We start from the raw sequence: 20247 nt of genomic DNA, 5'->3' as shown, positions 1-20247 counted from the left end.
TATGACGAGTGCTCTCCCGAAGCCGGCAGGATTGTACCGCGCCAACATAAAACCCGCGCAGATCCTTGTCTGGACGCTTCTTCTGATCGGCGGTCTGATCATGATCACGCCGCTGCTGTTCATGTTCTCCACCTCGCTGAAGACGGCAGGCCAGGTCTACGATCTGCGCATCATTCCCGCAGCGCCGACATTGGAGAACTATGCCAAGGTGCTGCTGGACGGCCGCTTCATGCGCTGGTTTCTCAATTCCAGCATTGTCGCCGTCACGGTGACGCTTTCCAACGTTTTCTTCGACAGCCTTGTCGGCTACACGCTGGCCAAGTTCGAATTCCGCGGCCGCTACCTGATCTTCCTCGCCATTCTGTCGACCCTGATGATACCGACCGAGATGCTGGTTATTCCGTGGTACCTGATGTCAAGCCAGCTCGGTTGGCTGGACAGCTATTGGGGCATCATGTTCCCGGGCATGATGACCGCTTTCGGGACTTTCCTGATGAAGCAGTTCTTCGACACCATCCCCAACGACTTTCTGGAAGCTGCGCGGATCGATGGTCTGAACGAATTCCAGATCTGGTGGAAGGTGGCGATGCCGCTGGTTACGCCGGCGCTGTCTGCTCTTGCCATTTTCACCTTCCTTGGCAACTGGACGGCGTTCTTCTGGCCGCTGATCGTGACCACGAGCAAGGAACTCTACACACTTCCCGTCGGCCTCTCGAGCTTTGCCGTCGAACAGTCGATCCAGTGGGAGCTGATCATGACTGGTGCTGCCATCGCCACGCTGCCGACGCTCATCGTTTTCCTGGTGCTGCAGCGCTACATCGTGCGCGGCGTGATGCTGGCCGGACTGAAAGGATAATCACCATGACGTTGAATGATCCGCGTCTCTCGGACAAAAGTATCTTCCCCGATCCGGTCTACAAGGAAGCGGTGCTGCGACCTCTGTTTGACGGCGCCAAGTCGCATCATGTCGATGGCTTCCGCCGCATCGACCGCGCGCATCTGGTGATGCTGGTGGAAACGGGTATCGTCGAGCGTAATCAGGCCGCCAAGATCGGGGCAGCGCTCGAAGCCATTGACCGCGACATCGATCCGGCTTCGCTCGCCTATACGGGGGAAGTGGAGGACTTCTTCTTCCTGATCGAGAAGGAACTGAAACACCGGGTTGGAGCCGATATTGCAGGACGCCTCCACACGGCACGCTCGCGCAATGATATCGATCATACGCTTTTCAAGCTTGGGTTGAAGACGCGCATCGATGCACTGATGGGCAAGGCGCGCCACCTGCTTGATACCCTGATCGATGCCGCCGAGCGCGAGAAGGCAACGCTGATCGTTGCCTATACCCATGGCCAGCCGGCCCAGCCGACGACCTTCGGTCATTACCTGTCTGCCGTCATCGAAGTTTTGATACGCGACATGAACCGCTTCGAGGAAGCGCGGCAGATCGTCGATCTCAGCCCCATGGGTGCCGCAGCGATCACCACCTCCGGATTTGCAATCGATCGCGCCCGTGTGGCGGAGCTTCTCGGTTTTTCCGCTCCCTTGCGCAATTCCTACAGCTGCATCGCCGCGGTCGACTATATCACCTCCACCTACAGTGCCATCGAATTGCTGTTCCTGCACCTTGGCCGGCTGATCCAGGATTTCCAGTTCTGGACCAGCTTTGAAGTGGGGCAGGTCTATGTCCCGAATGCGCTGGTGCAAATCTCGTCGATCATGCCGCAGAAGCGCAATCCGGTGCCCATCGAGCACATGCGGCTGCTGGCAAGCCAGACATTCGGCCGGGCGCGAACCGTGCTTGACGTCATGCACAACACCCCGTTCACCGACATGAATGACAGCGAGGGCGAAACCCAGTCGATGGGTTATGAGGCCTTTATTTCTGCCGGGCGCGTTCTTGATCTCATGGCGTCCTTCGTGTCGGCGATCCGTATCGATTCCGAGCGTGTCGCCGGCAATATCCGCCGCTCCTGCATTACCATCACCGAACTTGCCGATTCACTCGTGCGTCGCGAAGGCCTGTCGTTCCGGGAAGCACATGAAATCGCCGCCACGGTCGCCAAAGCAGTCGTTGCCAAACAAGGCGATCTGCCCACCGATGGCTTCGAGCCGTTTCTGGCGGCCTTCGAACATGCGACCGGGCGCAAGCCGTCGGTTGATCGCGATCAGTTCGCGGAAATCGTATCGCCGGACTATTTTGTCCGTGTCCGCAGCCGGTTCGGCGGTCCTGCCGCCGAACCCATGGCCGAGGCATTATCGTCCTATCGCGACAGGGCTTCGGCGTTCGCGAAATTGGCGGCCGATCACGCAGCCAGCGAGAGCCGGGCGGCCCATGAACTTGACCGTAATTTCAAAGCATTGGTAGGAGCTGCCTGATGGCGACAATTGAACTTCAGGGCCTGGTCAAGCGCTATGGCAAGACCGATGTGGTCCACGGCATCGACCTTGAGATCGCCGATGGCGAATTCGTTGTCTTCGTCGGTCCGTCCGGCTGCGGCAAATCAACGACGCTGCGGATGATTGCGGGCCTCGAGGATATCTCCGGAGGCACGCTGCGTATCGGTGGTGACGTGGTCAATGAGCGGGAACCCAAGCAGCGCAACATTGCCATGGTGTTCCAGAACTATGCCATTTATCCGCACCTGACCGTCCGGCAGAATATCGGCTTCGGTCTTTATACCTCGAAAATGTCGAGGGAAGACAAGGACAAGCGCATCGATGAGACTGCCGAAATGCTTGGGCTGACCGCCTTGCTCGAACGGCGTCCCTCGGCATTGTCCGGCGGCCAGCGCCAGCGCGTAGCCATCGGCCGTGCAATGGTGCGCAATCCCTCCGCCTTCCTGTTCGACGAGCCTTTGTCCAATCTTGACGCGCAATTGCGGGCGCAAATGCGCATCGAGGTCAAACGTCTGCATCAGCGGCTGGGCACGACCATCGTCTATGTCACCCACGATCAGGTGGAGGCCATGACCATGGCCGACCGGATCGTGGTGATGCGCGACGGCCACATCCTGCAGACCGGAACGCCGATGGAAATCTACGAAAACCCGCTGGATGTGTTTACCGCACGGTTCATCGGCAGCCCCTCAATGAACCTCATTCCAGGGCGCCGGACAGATACGGGCGTCGCTGTGGAAGCCGGTGGCGCCATGCTGATCGGTATTCGCCCGCATGATCTGGTGATCGGGGAGGCCGCGCCGGGTAATTTCAAACTGGGGGGCGTCGTGTCGGCGGTCGAGCCGCTTGGATCCGAAACGCTGGTGCATTTCGACGTCGCCGGACAATCGGTCATTGCAACAGCACCGGGCAAACTGATCCCGGCGACAGGAAGCATGGTCACTGCTTATGCCGCGCCTACGGCACTCTACCTCTTCGATGCAAAAACCGAGAAGTCGCTGGGCCGTTTATGAAATCCAATTCAGCCGAAATGAATGCCGTTCTGAGTATCGGCAGGATTTACTGTGACCTGATTTTTACCGGGCTTGAGACAATGCCGGTGCTCGGGCGTGAAGTCTTTGCCAGCAACATGGCCATCACCGGCGGCGGCGGCGCGTTCATCGTCGCGGCCTATCTGGCCCATACGGGCAGGACCACGGCGCTTCTTGCCCGGCTTGGTACGGACTCCCTGTCCGTGGGACTGCTGGATCAACTCAGGACAAGCGGCATTGATCTGCGCTTTCTTGAGCAGGCACCGGATGCTGGTCCCCAGGTCTCCGTTGCGATCAATCACAGTCATGAGCGGGCGTTCCTGTCGCGGCGGGCCGGTTCGGCGCAGCCGGCGGCGTTGCTGCCGGCTCTCGCCTGGGAGAAGGCGACACATCTTCATATCGCTGAATATGCTACTCTCGCTGAGATCCCTGATCTGGTCCGGAATGCGAAGGCGCATGGCCTGACGGTTTCTCTCGATCCCAGCTGGGATGAAACCCTGATTTTCGATCCTGCCTTTATCGGAAACTGCGCGGGTGTGGACATCTTCCTGCCGAATGAGGAAGAGGCGACGGCGATCACCGGCCTGTCCGACCCAGTTGAAAGCCTGCGCAAGCTCGCTGAAGACTTTCCGATCATTGTCGTCAAATCCGGCGCGCGCGGCGCCCATCTGATGATGGATGGCCGTTATTTCTACAGCGTCGCTCCGAGCGTCGCGGTCGTTGACACGACCGGTGCCGGTGATGCATTCGATGCAGGGTTCATCAATGCCTGGCTCGACAGGCTGGATCCGCAATCCTGCCTCAATGCCGGTGTTGCTCTGGGAAGTTTGGCTGTCCAGGCTGCCGGCGGCGCCACAGCACTCGGGCAGGCAATGGATGTGGCTGGCATCGCATCATAGTTGCGGGCTGTCCGAGCCCGCATTTCGGGAAATGCCTTGGCACATCGGATCTCAAGAGAAATGGCCGCCTGGCTTTCGATTTTATCTAATCGGCTGTGTAAACAGTAGCCCGAATGGGGAGGGCGCTACTCAAAAGGGCTACTTGTCCTAACCGTCGCAGCATATTCCGCTTGGAGGCCATCCGGCCCTATAATCGCCTTCAAATATCCAATGGGGACAGACAAGCCGCCAACCGGCGGATTGTCTCTGTGAGCAATAACATTCGTCTTGCTCGTTCTGGCTTGAGGTCGATCGGCAATGGAACACGCCATATCGCTCAATATTGTTTTAAGCTTTGCTCAATCCGGGCTTTCACGCCATGTTTGTTGACGCCAGAGAACTTCCAGCGGGTTCGGTCCTGGATGCCGCGATATGCATCGTTGGCGGTGGCGTTGCAGGGATTACGCTTGCGCTCGAATTCCAGAAGCGGGGCATTGAAACGATCGTTCTCGAAGGCGGCGGATTGAACTTCAATGCCGCGTCGCAATCCCTTTACCAAGGCGAAAGCCTTGGCATTCCTTACGACCTTCAAGCGACCAGAACCCGGCAATTCGGTGGCAGTTCCAATTGCTGGGGCGGGTGGATACGACCGTTCATCGGCATTGATTTTGAGCCGCGGCACTGGGTTCCCAATAGCGGCTGGCCGTTTGATCTGACAGAGATGCAGCGGTTCTATGCCCGCGCAAGTAATCTGGTCCAGGTCAACAATCACGGTTTTGAACCGCAGTTCTGGCACAAACACCTCGTGGGTGACCGTTCCATACTGCTGGAGCTGAATGACGCCTCGCTTGAGACAATGGTGAGCAAGTTTAGCCCGCCGACACGTTTTGGCCGCGACTATGAAGTGTTTCTGCGCGCCGCCCAAACGACGAAAGTGCTGCTGAATGCCAATGCGACCGAGATCGCGACGCTTGAAGATCCATCAATCGTCACCGGCGTGCACGTGGCGACGTATGGGCAAAAGATGATGTTCGTGCGGGCGGAAAGAGTCATTCTGGCCGCGGGAGGTATCGAAAACGCGCGTCTTCTCCTGCTATCCAATCGGCGCGATCAGCGGGGGCTTGGTAATCAGCACGATGTGGTCGGCCGCTATTTCATGGAGCACCCGCGTATTCGCCGCGGTCAGATGATACCTGCGGTCAATGCCGCCGCGTTTCGCTTTTATGATGCCCGCTACACCTATCACAACCCCAAGCTAGCCGTGGATGGTACCAGCGCAAGCGCGCATCTCGGCTTGACGGAACAGGTGCAGCGGGATGAACAACTGGTGCAGTGCCGCACCTATTTCCGGGCATGCCGGGCGGGCGAGGACAGTACGCTGACCGAGCGGTTCCACGAGATATACAATGCCATCCGGTGGCGGCATTATCGCGACTTCAAACTGAGAACGTTTGCCACTGTTGCGCTTGGCAGCCCCAATCTGATGGCATCCTTACTTTATCGGAAGCTGAGGCTTGCCGCGAAGTCCGATTATTTTCAGATCGAGAGTGTTATCGAGCCCGTTCCCAACAGGGAGAGCAGGGTCACACTGTCGGAGCAACGGGACAGGTTGGGCCTCAACCGGGCAGCGCTTGATTGGCGCGTCGGTGATCTGGAAAAACACACTCACTCACGGATGCTGGGATTGATAAAGGATGAGTTTGAAGCATCCGGCGTCGGACATGTCGATCTCGAACAGTCGGCTGAAGAGCCTGAGCTTTCGATCATCGGATGCAATCATCATATGGGAACCACCCGGATGCATACCGATCCGCATATGGGCGTCGTGGACCAGAACTGCACGGTGCATGGCATCCACAACCTGCACGTCGCCGGCAGTTCAGTGTTCCCGACCTGCGGCAATGATATGCCGACACTGACAATTGTCGCGCTGGCGTTGCGCCTTGCCGATCATATCAAGGCTCTGCAAGGCGTTCACGAGAGTATCGCAGCTTTTGGGACGGGCGAGGAACGCGCTGCGGCCGTGTAAAGAGCTGATGGCTTCCGGCCAGGCAAGCGCATTCTGCGGTGCCGGGAACGCCTTGCAAGTAACATCCAAAAATCATTGTTGAACGTTTCGAAGCAGGTGTTCCCGGAGGAAAACACCTGCTTATAACACTTAACCTGTTGCGTATGACCGCATTCTTGCCGTGGCGCTACGCGCTTAGGCGGTGTCGTGCAGTTGGCCAACGCCGGCGGTTTCCCGTGCACGCAGGGCAAACCTGTCGCGGGCGTGCTGAACCGGGTCACGCAAGCCCATGAAGCGGGGTATGCCGAGACGCAGAAGAGCCATCAGGTGCTCGCGCCCGCCTTCATAACCAACGATCGGTGCGAACGGCGCCATGGGTGGGCAGAGGCCTGCAGGGTAGAGCCGCGTGTATTCAGCGAAGTTTGTAAAGCTTTCATGATTGCTGTCGCGGAGCAGGAAGGTTTCGGCAGGTGCACCCTCGGCGAAGACCACCTCATGGGTATCAAGCACGATGTGGAAATATTCGATGATCTGACGGTCAGCTGGAAGGGATGGTGCAATGGAGAGGCCGTTGACCAGGTCTTTTGCGCGGATGAGAACGCCATCGATATACAGCGAGTGATTAGGGGAGAGATAGAGATCCGAGTGGGGTGTTCGTTGATCAAAAGCGTGGCGTGAAATACGGATTGGCATCACGCTGGCTGCCCAGGACGGGCTGTTCCTTTTGTAAACCTGACGCCCTATCCATCTCACGGTGGCAGCTTTGCCGTTCATGGTTTCAATATTATCGCCGATCCGAAGATCTTCAATGCAAACTTCACCTGTCGGGGTCTTGATGGATGTTCCCCGGAGAAAACAATTTTGATTGTTGCCGCCCGGGTTATGGCTGGGCTCGCCGCTATGTCTCCACCATTTCCGTCCCATAGCCCGCGCGGGGAAGGAAGACATGGCCGTGGCCAGGCCGGTGATAGCCGCGACCTTGACGCTTGTGGAAACCACCACGCCGAGAAAGTGTCGTCGCGCATGGCTGAGTGGCCGGTGCCGCTCTGTAGTTGGTGACATAGTCCCCTCCGTGGTTACAGTGCAACTTTCAATCCAAATATTCCGATGACCATCCTATAGGAAGGCATGGCCAGAAACGCTTTGGATTTTGGCGGCTGTCCGATGCTGAAATCGGCCTACTGGGTGCTGAAAAAAACCAACCAGGAGCGAAAGCCGCATCCTTTTGGAGGAGGGATCATACATCTAAGATGTGCTGGCGCTTACATCTTCCAAGGATAGGCTTTTTGCCGCCCCGGTTGATCCCCTCAGTGCTGAGCCCGGAGTTTTTGCCACTGCGTCGTTTCGTTGAACAACCAGCCGGTAAGAGGCGCCCCTGACGGCTTGGCTTCGTCCGGGTATTTGCCTTCAAGCAGCACTTTCAACAAGGCTTGCGCATCCTGTCTTTTGACATTGCGAATGAAAGGTTTCAGCCGTTCGGCGGCGTGAGCGATATCGGAAGCCAGGACGTCGAATATACAAGCCCAGCTCCTGTCCTTGAAGAACACTGCATTGGCTTTGTCGCGGATCAGCGCATGCTCCTCGGGAGCGATCGCCGATGCAGCCAATGCGGCATCCAGGGTGGCATCTACGGTGACCATGGCTTCCGTGAAGGCGGTATAGCCAAACTCCGCCGGCGCGTGCACTTGTGCCACTGCAGCGTCGTCTTCCAATCCGCCGAAAGCGTAGCGCGCAAAAACATCCCCAATACCGATCATGCCGAATGGATGACATTCGGCAGCGCGCAGCGCGCCCATGCTCGCTGCGCCGAGGACCGTAACGCCACGCGAAAGCGCATACAGTATTTCCTTGTGCCAGACCGCAGCAACGTCCTCAAATCGGCCGTCGATCAACCCGATCACGTTGTAACCTTCGTCCACCGCACGGGTGAGATCACCGCACTTCGCAGGGCCTCGACATGTCAATGAAAGATGGGGCAGCAACCGGTCTTCGTTTGAGCGCTGCGGCACAAACTCGGTTCCCGAAAGACTTGGGCCTGCAAACAGGATCTTCATTGCAGCAACATGGCGTTCAACGCCCTTCCACCAAAGCGATGTTTGCGTATGCCGGCCGGACTTTCCAGCTCATTGATCAGGACGCGGCAAACGGACATTCCGCACTCTTCGCCGCCGAGCGGAACAACAATCACACTGCCGATACCGCGTTTGCGCAAAGGGTCGAGATAAGTATCGAGACGAGCGCGCTGAGACGGCACCGGTTCATCAAACTGCCAATGAGCCCTTGGCTCTGCGTTTATATAAACACCAAGGTCCGGAGCGAGGCGCTGTGCATATTCCGAGGGGTCGAAATCGTCCCGCGCGCCTGAAATATTGGTGATACGCGTCTGGGCCGCTTCGGTGATCGCCCGCATGGCAGCCACGCGCGGCGACAGGTGGCAACCATAACCCGCCGCAAGATCGAAATGCAGATAGGTGCCCTTCCGTGCGATGGGGTTGATGGTTGCCATGAATACCGGAAGGTCAATATCGGATCGAATATCGAAAAGACGCAGCAGAAAACCCGCCTGCTCAATCCTCTCTGCCAGCCAACTGATGCCGGCATCTGAGAACACGGCGGGGTCAACGCATTGCGCATGGACTGCGCCGTCACGCTTGAAACGCCATAATTCGGTGGCATCGCGTTCAACCCGCTCGCACAGACCATGAATAACAGCTTCAAGCAGGCAGTTGCCCGAGGCAAGACCATCAGTTGACTGGCAGTAATGGCGAGACTTTCGCGCCGATGTAAAATCCAGAGATACGAGTTCTCTCGGAACGAAAACCTTGCTTTTTTTCAGAAGGTCATAGCCCTCGAGCCATTCATCAACCGCGTCGGACGCAGGTTCATCGGCGCCCTTCATAACCAGCATCCGGCCGTCAAAGACTACTTTGTCGGCAAGCAGCAAATCCTGGCGGCTGGCACTGATCGACGCGAGCGGTATGTTTTCGGCTATGGCAATCTCAGCCGCTTCCATCACAGCGGAAGCGCGCGCATGAGCTGTTGTAATCCCCTTGCCCTGGCTTACCGCCAGGGTCTTGCTGTTCGGGCGAACCGCCATCCACACGGGGATTCCTATCCGGTCCAACCCTGTTGTCTCAGCCAGCCGGACAATACCCAAATGGGAAAAATACGGGCGCAATTTCTGCACCGTCAAATCTGCGTCCATCAATCTTGTCGAAGACTGGTGTTCCACATTGGCGGCGGAACAAAGATTCACTTCATCCGCCGCCAGTCTATCCAGAATTGAAGTCTCGGCCAATTGCTCCATTGTTACTCCAGCGAACCGATATCATCGTGACCATATCGATAAATGCGATGATCCTCTGGAATAGCGCAGCCTATTGCAAGGGGCTCGCGGACGATAGTCTTTCTGCGGGTCCGTTCCTATAACCTTCAGTAATCATTATGTTTTCTGATCGGTTACTTATAGTTTTTATGAAGTCATACCCGGCCAATCCAGAGCATTCAATCATGCTCCGATCAAGACTCTCAACGGTTTTTTCTTCCAGATTGACCAGCCAAAGCGTATCGGTCTCGGGCTCATCGATAATGTAAAACTTTGCCATGCGAGTAACCTTTCCATGAAGGAGAACCACATAGCAACCGTACGTTGATTCGTTTCTAGATCAATTCATTATTATTGATGAGGTTTCTTATCCAACGACATTTCTATTTTACTTAACTGTCGGGTCGGTAACTGACATTTTCACATCCGCGCCCGTTCGGCTATTTGTGGCAATCGCGATACTTATGCCCTTGATGAGCGTCAATCCGTTTTTCCGTGCTGTATTGATTGTTTCGATAACGGGTCCTGCGGCAATGCCGCTCAACTTCTCAACACGGTTTTCGGTCGTGTTAACAAGCCAAAGTTCATCAGTCCCGGCTTCCCCGATGATAAAATACTTTTCCATGCATGTTTTCCCCTGTTTGGATTGGATGTTTTGTCACTGGAATCCCGCTTCGCGTAAGGATTCTTCATACATCCTACGGTGGGCAGGCACTCTGAGGCTCATCGACTTTACCCATTCATCAATTCGGAACGACGGGTTATCTTGCAGAGCATAGTTTCTGTATTCTGCGGCTTGTTCGTGTTCACCCAATCTTGCGCAGCATGCAGCCATCAAACGGGCTGCCGCTCGCGGATTTTTCATCTTCTGAATGAACGCGATGGCCTCGGCATAGCGATCGAGATAGTGAAAGGTGCCTGCGCCGACCCAATAGTAATAATCCGGCGCCAGCGGGTTTAAAGCGATCGCATGCTGGATTTTGCTGAGCGCCAACTCAAGCTCGCCGGAATGGGTCAAGGCATCGGCATAATCGGCAAGAAGGTCAGCGTGTTGCGGGTTGAGCGCTTCGCTCTGATCAAAATATTCCAGGCTTTCGTCATACTTGCCAAGATACATATTGATGGTGCCAAGCTCACGCAAAGGCCGCTCGTCATCCGGGTCGTTTGGCGCGGCTTTCTTGGCGATCTGCTCACCCTCAAGCAGAATATCCTTTTCGTTGCGCGCCAGCACAAGCCATTCGCGCTGCATCGTTCGCGCGACACCGCTCAGCGCCGGCACAAAGTCTGGCGCTGCGGTCAAGGCGTTCTTGAAAGCGTCCCGCGCCGTGCGGACTTTTGTAAGATCCAGGCTGTCGATCTCTCTCTTGCCGACAAGGTACCAGTAATAGGCATCGGGATTCTGAATCAGCCTGTTGTAGCGATCCAGCTCTTCTCTTTCGATGGTGGAAACGATGGATAGAACGATGCGCATGGACAGATGGCGATACTGCTGTTCGGGCAATGTATAATCAAATTTCTGCTTTTCCGCCCAGACGATCTCCCGCGTACGCGTGTTGATGAGTTTTACCGACAGGAAACAAAAGCCATCGCCGCGCATGAGCCTGCTGTCGAAAACAAAGTCCACGCCCAGTTGTTCGTGAAGGTCAGAAAAGCCATTGATGCTGGATTCCGTGACAACCCGGATGGACGTATAGGGCGCAACCACTGACAGTGTGCGCAACCGGCATAGTCCTATCGTGATATCGTCGACCAGAGAAGCGGCCAATTGCTCCATGGGGTCTGCAAGGCTTTGCGGCAGATACAATACAATGATTTTTGGCAGTATGGGTTGCTTCGATAATTCGAGCGCGTTTGACGGTTGAAGAAAATACGACCGGTGATGGTCCACATCATTGAGAGACAAGGACCCCAGTAGCGGTGCATGGCTGACAACTTGCGGCAGGTTGAGAGATCGTTTCGAATGCAGCTTCTGGTAAAGCTCGATTGTTTCGGTCTCTGGATCGATATCCAGGTCATCGCGTAATTTTTTAGCACATTCCCGGAAGGTTCTCTCGATCATTGTGATCATCCCAAGTTGGGATGCAGTTTGCATGAGCGTGCGATAGCCGATCTCCTGGTAGGGATCGATTTCGATCAGCTTGCGTGCACATTGCCGCCTTTCATCAATGTTGAAATGCGGCAGATCAAGACTGGACCGCAGAGTAAGGATCACGTCGTCACGAAGTTTAGCGCGCTTGATATCCAGCCATTCGTCGAAATCAGAGTTGTCTGGCTCATTCTGAGCCAGAAGATCGCCATGATAAAGTTCGGAGATCTTGAGGGCGGATTCTGGCCCCCCTTGTTCGGCGCAGTTGAAAAACTCGACAAGGTCTATTTCGAGAAGGCCTTGACTGACGGAGGCTAGATTGAGCCTGACATAGGCAGCATCGCTCTCAATCAGGGTGATGCCGAATTGTTCCTGAAATCTGCGAATGCGCGCGAGGCTTTGACGCAAGTTCATGCTGGCATGGGCCTGGTCGGTTTCCGACCAGAGTGTTTGTGCCAGCTTAGCGCGAGATACCGAGTGGCAGTTGCTCTCCAGGAGGATGTAGGTGACAATGCGCAGGAAGTTCGTAGGTGCGCGCGGGACCAAGTGCCCGCCGATACTAACCGTAGCCTCTCCTAAAACCGTCAACCGCATGATGGCTAAAGCCCCCGTATGTCACCCTTATTTATGATTAGAGATGCGTATTATTGTTGTTTACTTCCTGTCCTCACAATCAAATCTACTATAGGTTGCAGTAGTTCTCTATAGTAATTATCAACCTAAGTCGTAATAAATTGGAATTAAGCAGGGCGGTCGCCATTTCACCCAATGATGTATGCTGAGCTTAAAATTACCCCGAAATGGTTGATTTTGATATAAAATGCGTTCGGCCTTGGATTGCTTCGAACATGGCGCGAATGGGTGATATAACGAATCAATTATAAATGAGTCAATTTTATTGATTCATTGTATTTTATTTTTACATTATTTGGTATTCACATATTTATGATTTTCCATAAATATGTGAATACCAAATATAGTGTTTATATACCAAATATACTGTGAAATATATTTATATTGAGTGATGTCGGCAATGTTGTGGAGTATTCCGCGTCTGTGCGTATCGCCGTTGACGAGTGCGCGCCAAGCCCGCGCATCCAACTCGCATCGACATTGTGCATGGCCCGGCCGCGGCACAGGGCATGCACAATGTCGATGGTTGGGGTCGTTTGACGGCCCGCCGCCGGCGGAGAAAGCAGGTTCATAAGGCAACATCCGACATTCGTTGCGTGGGGACGGGTTCGGTTGGGCCGAACAATCCGAAGAGCGCCATGTCATTCTGAGACAGGTCGTTTCACGGCGCTCTGCTTCAGATATTGATCATTAATTCCGTTATCTCCGTATTGCGGCTGAAGGCCCGCTCGGTATTGCGGCTGAAAGCCGATTGCAGAGATTCATGATCAAGGTGATTACGGTATACTGCCGCGGCCTGTGTACGGTTGTGTACCTTGAGCTTCCGAATGAGATTGTGAACATGGACCTTGACCGTATGGTCGGAAAGGCTGAGCCGGTCAGCGATGGTCTTGTTTTGCAGCCCTTCGGAGAGAAGCTCGAGAATTTGATGTTCGCGCAACGTCAATGTATCGATTGGCTTGGTGCCGGACATCGGTCCCCTTTTACCCTCCACGAGTGACGGTTGTTGATGGCGGGCGTGGCCGTCCTTCGCCAGTTTTTCCAGCGATTGCATGGCACCGTATGGGTAATATTCGCCGCCATTGAGCAGCAGCCATATGGCAGCCAGCCAGATGTCGAGCTTCAAGGTGAACGGAAGCAGGCCCTGGATTCTTCGGTCGCAGAACAACCTATTCAACCCCTGCGATGCAAATCCGTCGCCATTGATCATGAGCGTGATGGATGCATTCGGAAAACATGTCCTGCAGCGTTCAATGCAATCCGGGAGGTCGGTGATCAGCTCGGTCTGCAAAAGGACCAATCCAACGCCCATGTCGGGGTCCTGGGAATCCGGTAGAAAACTCGACAGTGTTATCCGAATATCAGCGAATGTTCTTTCCAATGACTTCACAAGTCCTTGAAAGACGACCCCCGTTTCAGCATAAATGAAGATGGCATTTTCAGATTTGCTTTCAAAGTTCTTTCCGGGTTCGTAGTTCACGCATTCACTTAAATTAAAAGGTACATTACCGTTCATACTTGCCCCCATTTTTGGCAGGAATAGACCTGCAAGTTTTTTGTTTTTTCTGTTATTTTTTATCCAAGTAATCAATAAGATTGATCTACGTGGAAATGCCCATATGGCATTAATAAAGATTAACTTAGTTATTTGAGAGTGACGCGGGCGTGACTTGACTACGAAGATTGATTATTTGGATCTGTTTCAGATAGGCCAGATAGTTTGCTTATTCAGGCCGAGGTCATAGTCCCGGTAGTTCAAAGTTTTTACCTGGAGGGAAAATATAGTCTGATAGGCTTGTTATACCAAAGCTTTAGTAGGCCTTGCTCGCGAAGTATGTGAAGGAAATGCGGTGCCGGGCAGAAATGATAGCACCCATGTTTGTGACCGTACTCAAAAGGTCCATGCCACCTCATACTTCAGGCGGACCTTCTCGTCATTTCTCCTAAATGGAATTGGTTCGAGCGTCGCGCTACCTTTTCGGGAAAAGCATTCACGTCAACAATGAAGGTGATGACACTTGGCATTGGTGAATGCACGACCAAGTGGGGGTAGACCTTGTTGTTCTGGTTCACCAGCTGTCTTGCAACGCTGTCAATGACGGTATTGCTTATAGGATTTCTCAAAAAGGCTTCCCATACATTGGCGCTCGTCGATTATCCGGATAGCCGAAAACAACACGAAAACGTTGTTCCGTTGTGCGGCGGGATCGCGATATTTTCCGCATTTTTTCTGGTCAGTCTTTTCTCCCGAGGCGTAGCGCCTTTTCCGGTCAGTTTCTGGATCGGGATTCTGATAATCCTGGGCATCGGCGTGATGGACGATCGAACGGAACTTTCGGCTCGAACGCGGCTCGTTGTGCAATTCTTGGCAAGCGCCATTCTGATAATCCCGCTGGCGGCACCGAGTATCTATGTAGCAAACATGCTGCCGCTGGCACTTATTGGTTCAGCGCTGCCTGTCCTCACAATCATTGCTATTCTGTTCGTTATTGGGCTGGTCAATTCATGGAACATGATTGATGGCGTGGATGGACTTGCAGGTGGTTGTGCCGCAGCTGCCCTTTTCTGGATAAGTCTGCTTTCGTTTTATAAGGGGCTTGGAGAACTGGGCGTTTCCGGCCTCGTTCTTCTCGCCGCGGTTTGCGGTTTTCTCCTGTTCAACATGCGAAGCCCCTGGTCGGCACGGGCCAAAATATTTCTTGGCGATGCCGGCAGTACAGCGCTGGGTGCAGCCATTGCCTATTTGATCATCACTTTGTCGCGGCAGAGCGAAATTGCCTTTCCTGTCTTGCTCTGGATCGTCATTGTGCCGGTCACAGATACCATCAGTCTTATCGTGAGAAGGCTGCATGCGGGGCGTAATCCGCTAACGGCTGATCGCTGGCATCTGCATCACTTGCTGCTGGACAGGTCGCATTCCCACGCGATGACCACAAACATCATTGTGGCATCGTCTGCGATCTGCGGTGGCGTCGGGGCCGTCGGTATTCTGTTGGGCGCCTCCAATTACCTCATGACATTTGGACTGTTCATACCGGTCATCATTCATTCGGCGTTTGTCTTCGTGTCGAATGGCACCAGCAACACCGTCCGTATGCGTCCGGTAACAATGGGCCAGCTCAATCCTGTTTCGCCAGTTCTTCTCCGCGCGGAGGCGAGCAAGAACTTCGGCACAAATCATCAATCGGCGCAGCCGAAACCCGGCATATTGTCGGATCCGGTTTAGCACCTACGAATGGAGTGTTCACGTGTCAGTATCTGTCCTGATCATGACGCTAAATGAGGAAGCAAGTCTTCCGGCCTGTCTGGCATCACTGTCCTGGTGTGACGACATCGTCATTCTGGATTCCTTCAGCACCGATCAAACGCTCGAAATAGCCCGAAAGGCGGGCGCGCGGATTTATCAGCACAAATATGAAACTGAAACCAGGCAGCGCATGTACGGTCTCAAGGAAATAGAGTTCAAGCATCCGTGGGTCTACATGCCGGACGCGGACGAAATTACGCCTGATGATCTACGCGACGAAATGCTGGCGATAGCGCGTGATCCAGACCGGCCGGAGGCGCTGTTCCGCGTCCGCTACAAGAACATGTTCATGGGACGCTGGGTCAAGCACAGCAGTCTTTATCCGACATGGATAACGCGGTTGTGCCGCCCGGAGCGGGTGAGATATGAGCGCGAGTGCCATTCGCGTTGCGTGGGTGACGGTCCGACGGGACGGCTGAACTCCCATTTCATCCACTACAGTTTCAGCAAGGGCCTGACTGCCTGGTTTGACAAACACAACAGGTATTCCGGCTTTGAGGCGAAGGAGTCGCTGCAGATCCTGCGCGACAGAGGCATCCCATGGAAGGACTTTTTCAGCCCGGCTCCTGAAGCTCGCCGCAGAGCGCTCAAGGAACTGTCCTATCGGGTGCCGTTCCGTCCAGCGGCCCGCTTTGTCTATATGTATCTGTTGCGAGGCGGATTCCTGGATGGCTGGCAAGGCTACCATTATTGCCGGCTTATCGCCGCTTACGAGTATATGATTGTGATCAAGATTCAGGAGCAGCGCCGCCGCGAACATGGTCTTTCGATATGACGCCGTTGCCAGCTTCCATCTCGAAGCGTCGACGCGGTGGTCTGGTTCGCCGCTGGAGGTTCGCCGCCATCCTTTTCCTGGGACTGTTTGCCCTGTGCAGCTATCCCCTGGCAATTGTATTCGCCAACACGCTGCTGAGCGTGCGCAACCCGGCAACCCAGGCGGACATTATTGTTGTTCTGGGTGGAGACGGGCCCGCTCGCGCCGCGCAGGCCGCGCGCTTGTGGCAGGCTGGCATGGCGCAGAAAATTCTGATAACCGGCGACGGGGATTGCTACTGGATACGCAAATCCCTGTTGGAATTTGGCGTCGATGCCGGATCAATCACGGTTGAGTGCCAGTCAAGAAACACGTGGGAGAACGCGCTTTTCTCCAATCCCATCTTGCAACGCATGCAGGTGCGTAAAGCTATTCTTGTCACCAGCTGGTTTCATTCCCGCCGCGCGCTAAACAGTTTCAAACAGATCGCGTTCAATATCCAATGGCAATCGGTTCCGGTTGAGCCGGACGCTCCCATGTGGCGGATCGCGGTCGAGCAGGACGGTATTCAGATTTTCAAGGAGTACCCGAAGAGCCTCTGGTATGTGTTGCGTTCTTCGTTGTGGAAAGATCGCGGCGAACGCGATGCCCGGACCTTTGCCATGGGAATGCTGGCATGAACTGGCTTTTCACATGGCTGATGCTCGCTACCGTTCTCTGGCTGATCGGCTGGGGCCTCCTGCAGCGCGAAAGGCTTTACCAGTTTCCGTTTCTGGTCGGCGTCATCACATTCAGCTTTATCCTGCCGCAGATTCCAGCGCTCGCCGCTGACCCGTTCCTGCCGCAAGGGGCTTATGTCAAGACGATAGCATTCTCGATTCTTTGCCTCATCATGTGCTGGCTCGGATGGTCGGAGAATGCGCAACCGCTTCGCTTCCTTCAACAGTCCTTTGAAGAGAGGAAGCTCCTGATTGTTTCATTGCTTCTGTCGGTTACGGGCGCATATTTCTACTACAAACTGAGCCGATTGCCCGGAGACGTTTCTGTCGGCGTGCAGATGAGCGGCGCTCCGGTGGCATGGCTGTTCTTTGCCCGGTTCATGAGCTATGGCCTTGCTATCGCTGCGCTGTGTTTCGCACGCCGCGTTTCCTGGATGGCTGCCATCATCATTGCCGTGGATCTCGTATTCTATCTCGACCGGATAGTGGTGACTGGCAAGCGGGCTGAAGCGGTAGAACTGATTGCGATCTTCGTGCTGGCATACTGGTTCCAGAGATCATGGGTTGTGCCGCGGGCATTCGCTATCATCGGCATTGTGATGGGAATGTTGCTGATGAGCTCGATGAGCGATTATCGCGACATAACACGCGCCAACTCGGGACCCATCTGGGGGGATATCTCCCGGATCGATATCACATCCAATTTCGACAATCTGCTGAAGAACGGCGGACCGGAAATGCGCAATGCCATATTGCGCGTTTACAACACGGATATGTCACTGGAATTCGACTATGGCTTGTTCCACTGGAATCGCCTTGTCTTCAACTATGTTCCCGCGCAGATTTTTGGCGACAAGTTCAAAACCGCGCTGATGGCAACACTTCCCTCTCTGGGGCGCGAGTACAATCCTTTGACCGGTACTACTGAAACAGGAATGGCTGACGCTTTTCAGTCCTTCTGGTACTTTGGCGCCCTCAAATTTCTCCTTCTGTCCTATATAGTCCGAAGATTGTGGGTCTCCGCGAATGCCGGCGCGACGACGGCCCAGATTGTCTACATGCTGTCGATCGTCCCCGCCATGCATGCCATTTCCCATCAGACGGATTGGGCGCTGATTGTGTGGGTGCATATGCTGATTTTCCTGGTGCCCGCCCTCGCATGGGCGCGGCGTCCAGCATCCCAAGCGCCACCTGTGCAATCTCATGTCATGTCGGCGCCTCTGCATCTACGCCCGGTCGTATCACACTAAGCCTGGATGGTCGGATCGGCAGCTGAACGGCTGAGGCAATGTTTTAAGGGAGATAATGCGATGCGATCACGTTTTGCCGATACAACCTTGGATACATCAGGAGAGCCATTGCCCCGTTTCGGTGGCGCGACTTTCGCGCTGAGATTCCGGCTGATGCGATTGAGCTGGATGATCTGCTGGACCCTGCTGGCCGCGTGGACCCCTTCTCCGTGCAGCCGCTGGCGCATCTGGTTGCTGAGGCGCTTTGGGGCACGGATTCACCCCACGGCGATTGTTCGCGGCAGTGCGCGGATTTGGTGGCCCGGCAATCTTGTGATGGGACAGCACGCATCAATGGGGCCGGGCGTGCTTTGTTACAATATCGCCGAAATAACGTTCGGGGATTTTGCGATCGTCTCGCAGCGTGCCCATTTGTGTACCGGCACCCATGACGTCGATGACAGTGATTTTCCGCTGACCAGCCGATCCATCATCATCGAGGCGAACGCCTGGGTGGCTGCAGAGGCCTTTGTCGGCCCCGGTGTCGTCATCGGGGAGGGCGCTGTCCTTGGTGCGAGAGCCGTGGCCGCGCGCGCCTTGGATCCGTGGACGATCTATGTCGGCAATCCGGCGAAACCGGTCAGGCCACGGCGTGGCGGTCCGGTGTGAACCCCGCCCTATGCTGCGTTACGAGGCCGGCAGCGTTGGACGAATGCTCCCCATATAGCCATTGATCGTCGATGCGGCGATCTGCGGCCAAGTATATTGGTCGCGAACAAGCTGACGGCCGTTTCGACCCATTGCATGTGCCATTCCGGCATCGCTGAGAATATCGCAAAGACCAGATGCGACGTCATCCGGTGCAAGGGTTACAACCGCGCCGGCGCGGGCTGACCGGACTTCCGGAAAATGACAGGCGTCGCTGATGACCACCGGCAATCCACACGCAAGCGCTTCGAGAATGGCGACGCTGAAGCCTTCCTGGCGACTTGGCAGGCAAAAACAGGTGGCATCAACCAGGGCGCGCAGCTTGTCCTTGCCATAAAGGCCGCCAACCAAATGAACGCGGTCGTTCAGGTGCAACTGGCCGACCAGATTGATGAACGCTTCGCGCGCGCCACCATCCGGACCTGCCACAACCAGATCAACATCGGGATAGGAGTTAGCGATGCGGGCGAAAGCCGTTGCCAGGACATCCAGCCCCTTCTTGGTATGAAGCCGCGATAGAAATAAAATGACGCGTTTGTTGCCGATTAACGGAAACCGCTCCTTGAAGAACCCGTGCGAGGGAAGCTCTTCGAACTCTTCCAGAAATACCCCGTTGGGAATGATGAGATTGGGCGATACGAGTTCGAGCGGTTTCAGCAGTTGCGCTTCGTCTGCATTCAGCGCCAGTATGAATTTGGCGTTGTTCAGCATTGCGCGATACCCCAAAAGCAAGGCAATCCGCTTTTTGAAGGCTTTCTGTTTCAAGCTCCACACGTCGAGCATTCCGTGCGGTTGCACGCAATATGGAATGCCTTTGCCATGCGCGATTTTTGCCGCCACCTTGAGCAACGGCTCCCAGACACCGTGGACATGGACGAAGGATGCCGTGTCCAGAATTGTCTGCAATTGCTTACGCCCCTGCAGGCAAAGAATGCGCTCTTTCATATCCGGATCTGCCAGCAAATGCCACTTTATCGAAGCGAAATGCGGGACAGTATCTGCGGCTTTGAAAGCCCGCCTCTGTATGTCTGGGCCCCCATAACTGACGATATGAACATCGTGGCCCTGGTTGGACTGTGCAGCTGCCAGACGGATGCACCCGCCCTGTGGGCCGCCGTGTGCAGGATCAATGGAAGAAATGATATGAACTATACGCATATCGGAACTCTCCT

General features: G+C 55.0%; 17 protein-coding genes. 10 read left to right on the top strand and 7 right to left on the bottom strand.

Going from position 1 to position 20247, the window contains the following annotated elements:
* Position 1: 1 nt before the first annotated feature.
* From J1W56_RS21400 to J1W56_RS21380, 5 genes are all read left to right on the top strand, one after another.
* Positions 2-856 (top strand): carbohydrate ABC transporter permease, encoded by an 855-nt coding sequence (locus J1W56_RS21400; protein ID WP_223615317.1) that lies wholly within the window; start codon positions 2-4, stop codon positions 854-856.
* A 5-nt stretch (positions 857-861) separates the two neighbouring features.
* Positions 862-2376 (top strand): argininosuccinate lyase, encoded by a 1515-nt coding sequence (argH, locus tag J1W56_RS21395; protein WP_223615316.1) that lies wholly within the window; start codon positions 862-864, stop codon positions 2374-2376.
* On the top strand, positions 2376-3410 hold the full coding sequence (locus J1W56_RS21390) for an ABC transporter ATP-binding protein (RefSeq protein WP_223615315.1): 1035 nt from the start codon (positions 2376-2378) through the stop codon (positions 3408-3410). The genes argH and J1W56_RS21390 overlap by 1 nt, the downstream gene beginning before the upstream one ends.
* On the top strand, positions 3407-4327 hold the full coding sequence (locus J1W56_RS21385) for a carbohydrate kinase family protein (RefSeq protein WP_223615314.1): 921 nt from the start codon (positions 3407-3409) through the stop codon (positions 4325-4327). The genes J1W56_RS21390 and J1W56_RS21385 overlap by 4 nt, the downstream gene beginning before the upstream one ends.
* A gap of 358 nt (positions 4328-4685) precedes the next feature.
* Positions 4686-6335 carry a GMC oxidoreductase gene (locus J1W56_RS21380; protein WP_223615312.1) on the top strand — a complete coding sequence of 550 codons (1650 nt, stop codon included), beginning with the start codon at positions 4686-4688 and terminating at the stop codon, positions 6333-6335.
* Positions 6336-6509: 174 nt separating this feature from the next.
* Here the strand turns inward: J1W56_RS21380 and J1W56_RS21375 are convergent, their stop codons facing one another.
* The 6 genes from J1W56_RS21375 to J1W56_RS21350 form a co-directional block, all read right to left on the bottom strand.
* Positions 6510-7376: a Hint domain-containing protein gene (locus J1W56_RS21375; RefSeq protein WP_223615311.1), complete on the bottom strand. Its 867-nt coding sequence runs from the start codon at positions 7374-7376 to the stop codon at positions 6510-6512.
* Between the two features lie 245 nt (positions 7377-7621).
* Positions 7622-8368 carry a TfuA-like protein gene (locus tag J1W56_RS21370; protein WP_223615310.1) on the bottom strand — a complete coding sequence of 249 codons (747 nt, stop codon included), beginning with the start codon at positions 8366-8368 and terminating at the stop codon, positions 7622-7624.
* A complete protein-coding gene (locus J1W56_RS21365) occupies positions 8365-9621 on the bottom strand; it encodes a YcaO-like family protein (protein ID WP_223615309.1) in 1257 nt (418 codons plus the stop codon). The genes J1W56_RS21370 and J1W56_RS21365 overlap by 4 nt, the downstream gene beginning before the upstream one ends.
* Positions 9622-10027: 406 nt before the next feature.
* The gene (locus J1W56_RS21360) at positions 10028-10264 is read right to left on the bottom strand and encodes a hypothetical protein (protein ID WP_223615308.1); all 237 of its coding nucleotides are present in this window, start codon (positions 10262-10264) and stop codon (positions 10028-10030) included.
* Between the two features lie 33 nt (positions 10265-10297).
* Complete coding sequence (locus J1W56_RS21355; protein ID WP_223615307.1) at positions 10298-12319, bottom strand: BTAD domain-containing putative transcriptional regulator; 2022 nt, start codon at positions 12317-12319, stop codon at positions 10298-10300.
* Between the two features lie 715 nt (positions 12320-13034).
* Complete coding sequence (locus J1W56_RS21350) at positions 13035-13874, bottom strand: helix-turn-helix domain-containing protein (protein WP_223615306.1); 840 nt, start codon at positions 13872-13874, stop codon at positions 13035-13037.
* A gap of 540 nt (positions 13875-14414) precedes the next feature.
* Between J1W56_RS21350 and J1W56_RS21345 the strand changes: the two genes are divergently transcribed.
* Genes J1W56_RS21345 through J1W56_RS21325 form a run of 5 tightly spaced genes read left to right on the top strand, consistent with a single transcriptional unit; the run spans position 14415 to position 19036 of the window.
* Positions 14415-15584, top strand: a complete 1170-nt coding sequence (locus J1W56_RS21345; protein WP_223615305.1) for an MraY family glycosyltransferase — start codon at positions 14415-14417, stop codon at positions 15582-15584.
* Positions 15585-15606: 22 nt separating this feature from the next.
* The gene (locus J1W56_RS21340) at positions 15607-16440 is read left to right on the top strand and encodes a glycosyltransferase family 2 protein (RefSeq protein WP_288194551.1); all 834 of its coding nucleotides are present in this window, start codon (positions 15607-15609) and stop codon (positions 16438-16440) included.
* Positions 16437-17099 (top strand): YdcF family protein, encoded by a 663-nt coding sequence (locus J1W56_RS21335; protein ID WP_223615304.1) that lies wholly within the window; start codon positions 16437-16439, stop codon positions 17097-17099. The genes J1W56_RS21340 and J1W56_RS21335 overlap by 4 nt, the downstream gene beginning before the upstream one ends.
* Entirely contained in the window at positions 17096-18388 is a 1293-nt protein-coding gene (locus J1W56_RS21330; protein WP_223615303.1) for a hypothetical protein, read from the top strand. Before J1W56_RS21335 ends, J1W56_RS21330 begins: the two co-directional genes overlap by 4 nt.
* A 60-nt stretch (positions 18389-18448) precedes the next feature.
* Complete coding sequence (locus tag J1W56_RS21325) at positions 18449-19036, top strand: LbetaH domain-containing protein (protein ID WP_223615302.1); 588 nt, start codon at positions 18449-18451, stop codon at positions 19034-19036.
* A gap of 18 nt (positions 19037-19054) precedes the next feature.
* On the opposite strand, the gene J1W56_RS21320 is transcribed toward J1W56_RS21325, so the two are convergent.
* Positions 19055-20233 carry a glycosyltransferase gene (locus tag J1W56_RS21320; RefSeq protein ID WP_223615301.1) on the bottom strand — a complete coding sequence of 393 codons (1179 nt, stop codon included), beginning with the start codon at positions 20231-20233 and terminating at the stop codon, positions 19055-19057.
* Between the last annotated feature and the right edge of the window lie 14 nt (positions 20234-20247).

Source organism: Phyllobacterium calauticae, assembly GCF_019991125.1.
GTDB lineage: Bacteria > Pseudomonadota > Alphaproteobacteria > Rhizobiales > Rhizobiaceae > Phyllobacterium > Phyllobacterium calauticae.
The sequence above is the reverse complement of the archived record's forward strand: the minus strand, read 5'-3'. Positions and strand labels throughout refer to the sequence as shown.

Coding starts and splice junctions, on each gene's coding strand:
- J1W56_RS21400 (WP_223615317.1), top strand. CDS start 2: ATGACGAGTGCTCTCCCGAAGCCGGCAGGATTGTACCGCGCCAACATA.
- argH (WP_223615316.1), top strand. CDS start 862: ATGACGTTGAATGATCCGCGTCTCTCGGACAAAAGTATCTTCCCCGAT.
- J1W56_RS21390 (WP_223615315.1), top strand. CDS start 2,376: ATGGCGACAATTGAACTTCAGGGCCTGGTCAAGCGCTATGGCAAGACC.
- J1W56_RS21385 (WP_223615314.1), top strand. CDS start 3,407: ATGAAATCCAATTCAGCCGAAATGAATGCCGTTCTGAGTATCGGCAGG.
- J1W56_RS21380 (WP_223615312.1), top strand. CDS start 4,686: ATGTTTGTTGACGCCAGAGAACTTCCAGCGGGTTCGGTCCTGGATGCC.
- J1W56_RS21375 (WP_223615311.1), bottom strand. CDS start 7,376: ATGTCACCAACTACAGAGCGGCACCGGCCACTCAGCCATGCGCGACGA.
- J1W56_RS21370 (WP_223615310.1), bottom strand. CDS start 8,368: ATGAAGATCCTGTTTGCAGGCCCAAGTCTTTCGGGAACCGAGTTTGTG.
- J1W56_RS21365 (WP_223615309.1), bottom strand. CDS start 9,621: ATGGAGCAATTGGCCGAGACTTCAATTCTGGATAGACTGGCGGCGGAT.
- J1W56_RS21360 (WP_223615308.1), bottom strand. CDS start 10,264: ATGGAAAAGTATTTTATCATCGGGGAAGCCGGGACTGATGAACTTTGG.
- J1W56_RS21355 (WP_223615307.1), bottom strand. CDS start 12,319: ATGCGGTTGACGGTTTTAGGAGAGGCTACGGTTAGTATCGGCGGGCAC.
- J1W56_RS21350 (WP_223615306.1), bottom strand. CDS start 13,874: ATGAACGGTAATGTACCTTTTAATTTAAGTGAATGCGTGAACTACGAA.
- J1W56_RS21335 (WP_223615304.1), top strand. CDS start 16,437: ATGACGCCGTTGCCAGCTTCCATCTCGAAGCGTCGACGCGGTGGTCTG.
- J1W56_RS21330 (WP_223615303.1), top strand. CDS start 17,096: ATGAACTGGCTTTTCACATGGCTGATGCTCGCTACCGTTCTCTGGCTG.
- J1W56_RS21325 (WP_223615302.1), top strand. CDS start 18,449: ATGCGATCACGTTTTGCCGATACAACCTTGGATACATCAGGAGAGCCA.
- J1W56_RS21320 (WP_223615301.1), bottom strand. CDS start 20,233: ATGCGTATAGTTCATATCATTTCTTCCATTGATCCTGCACACGGCGGC.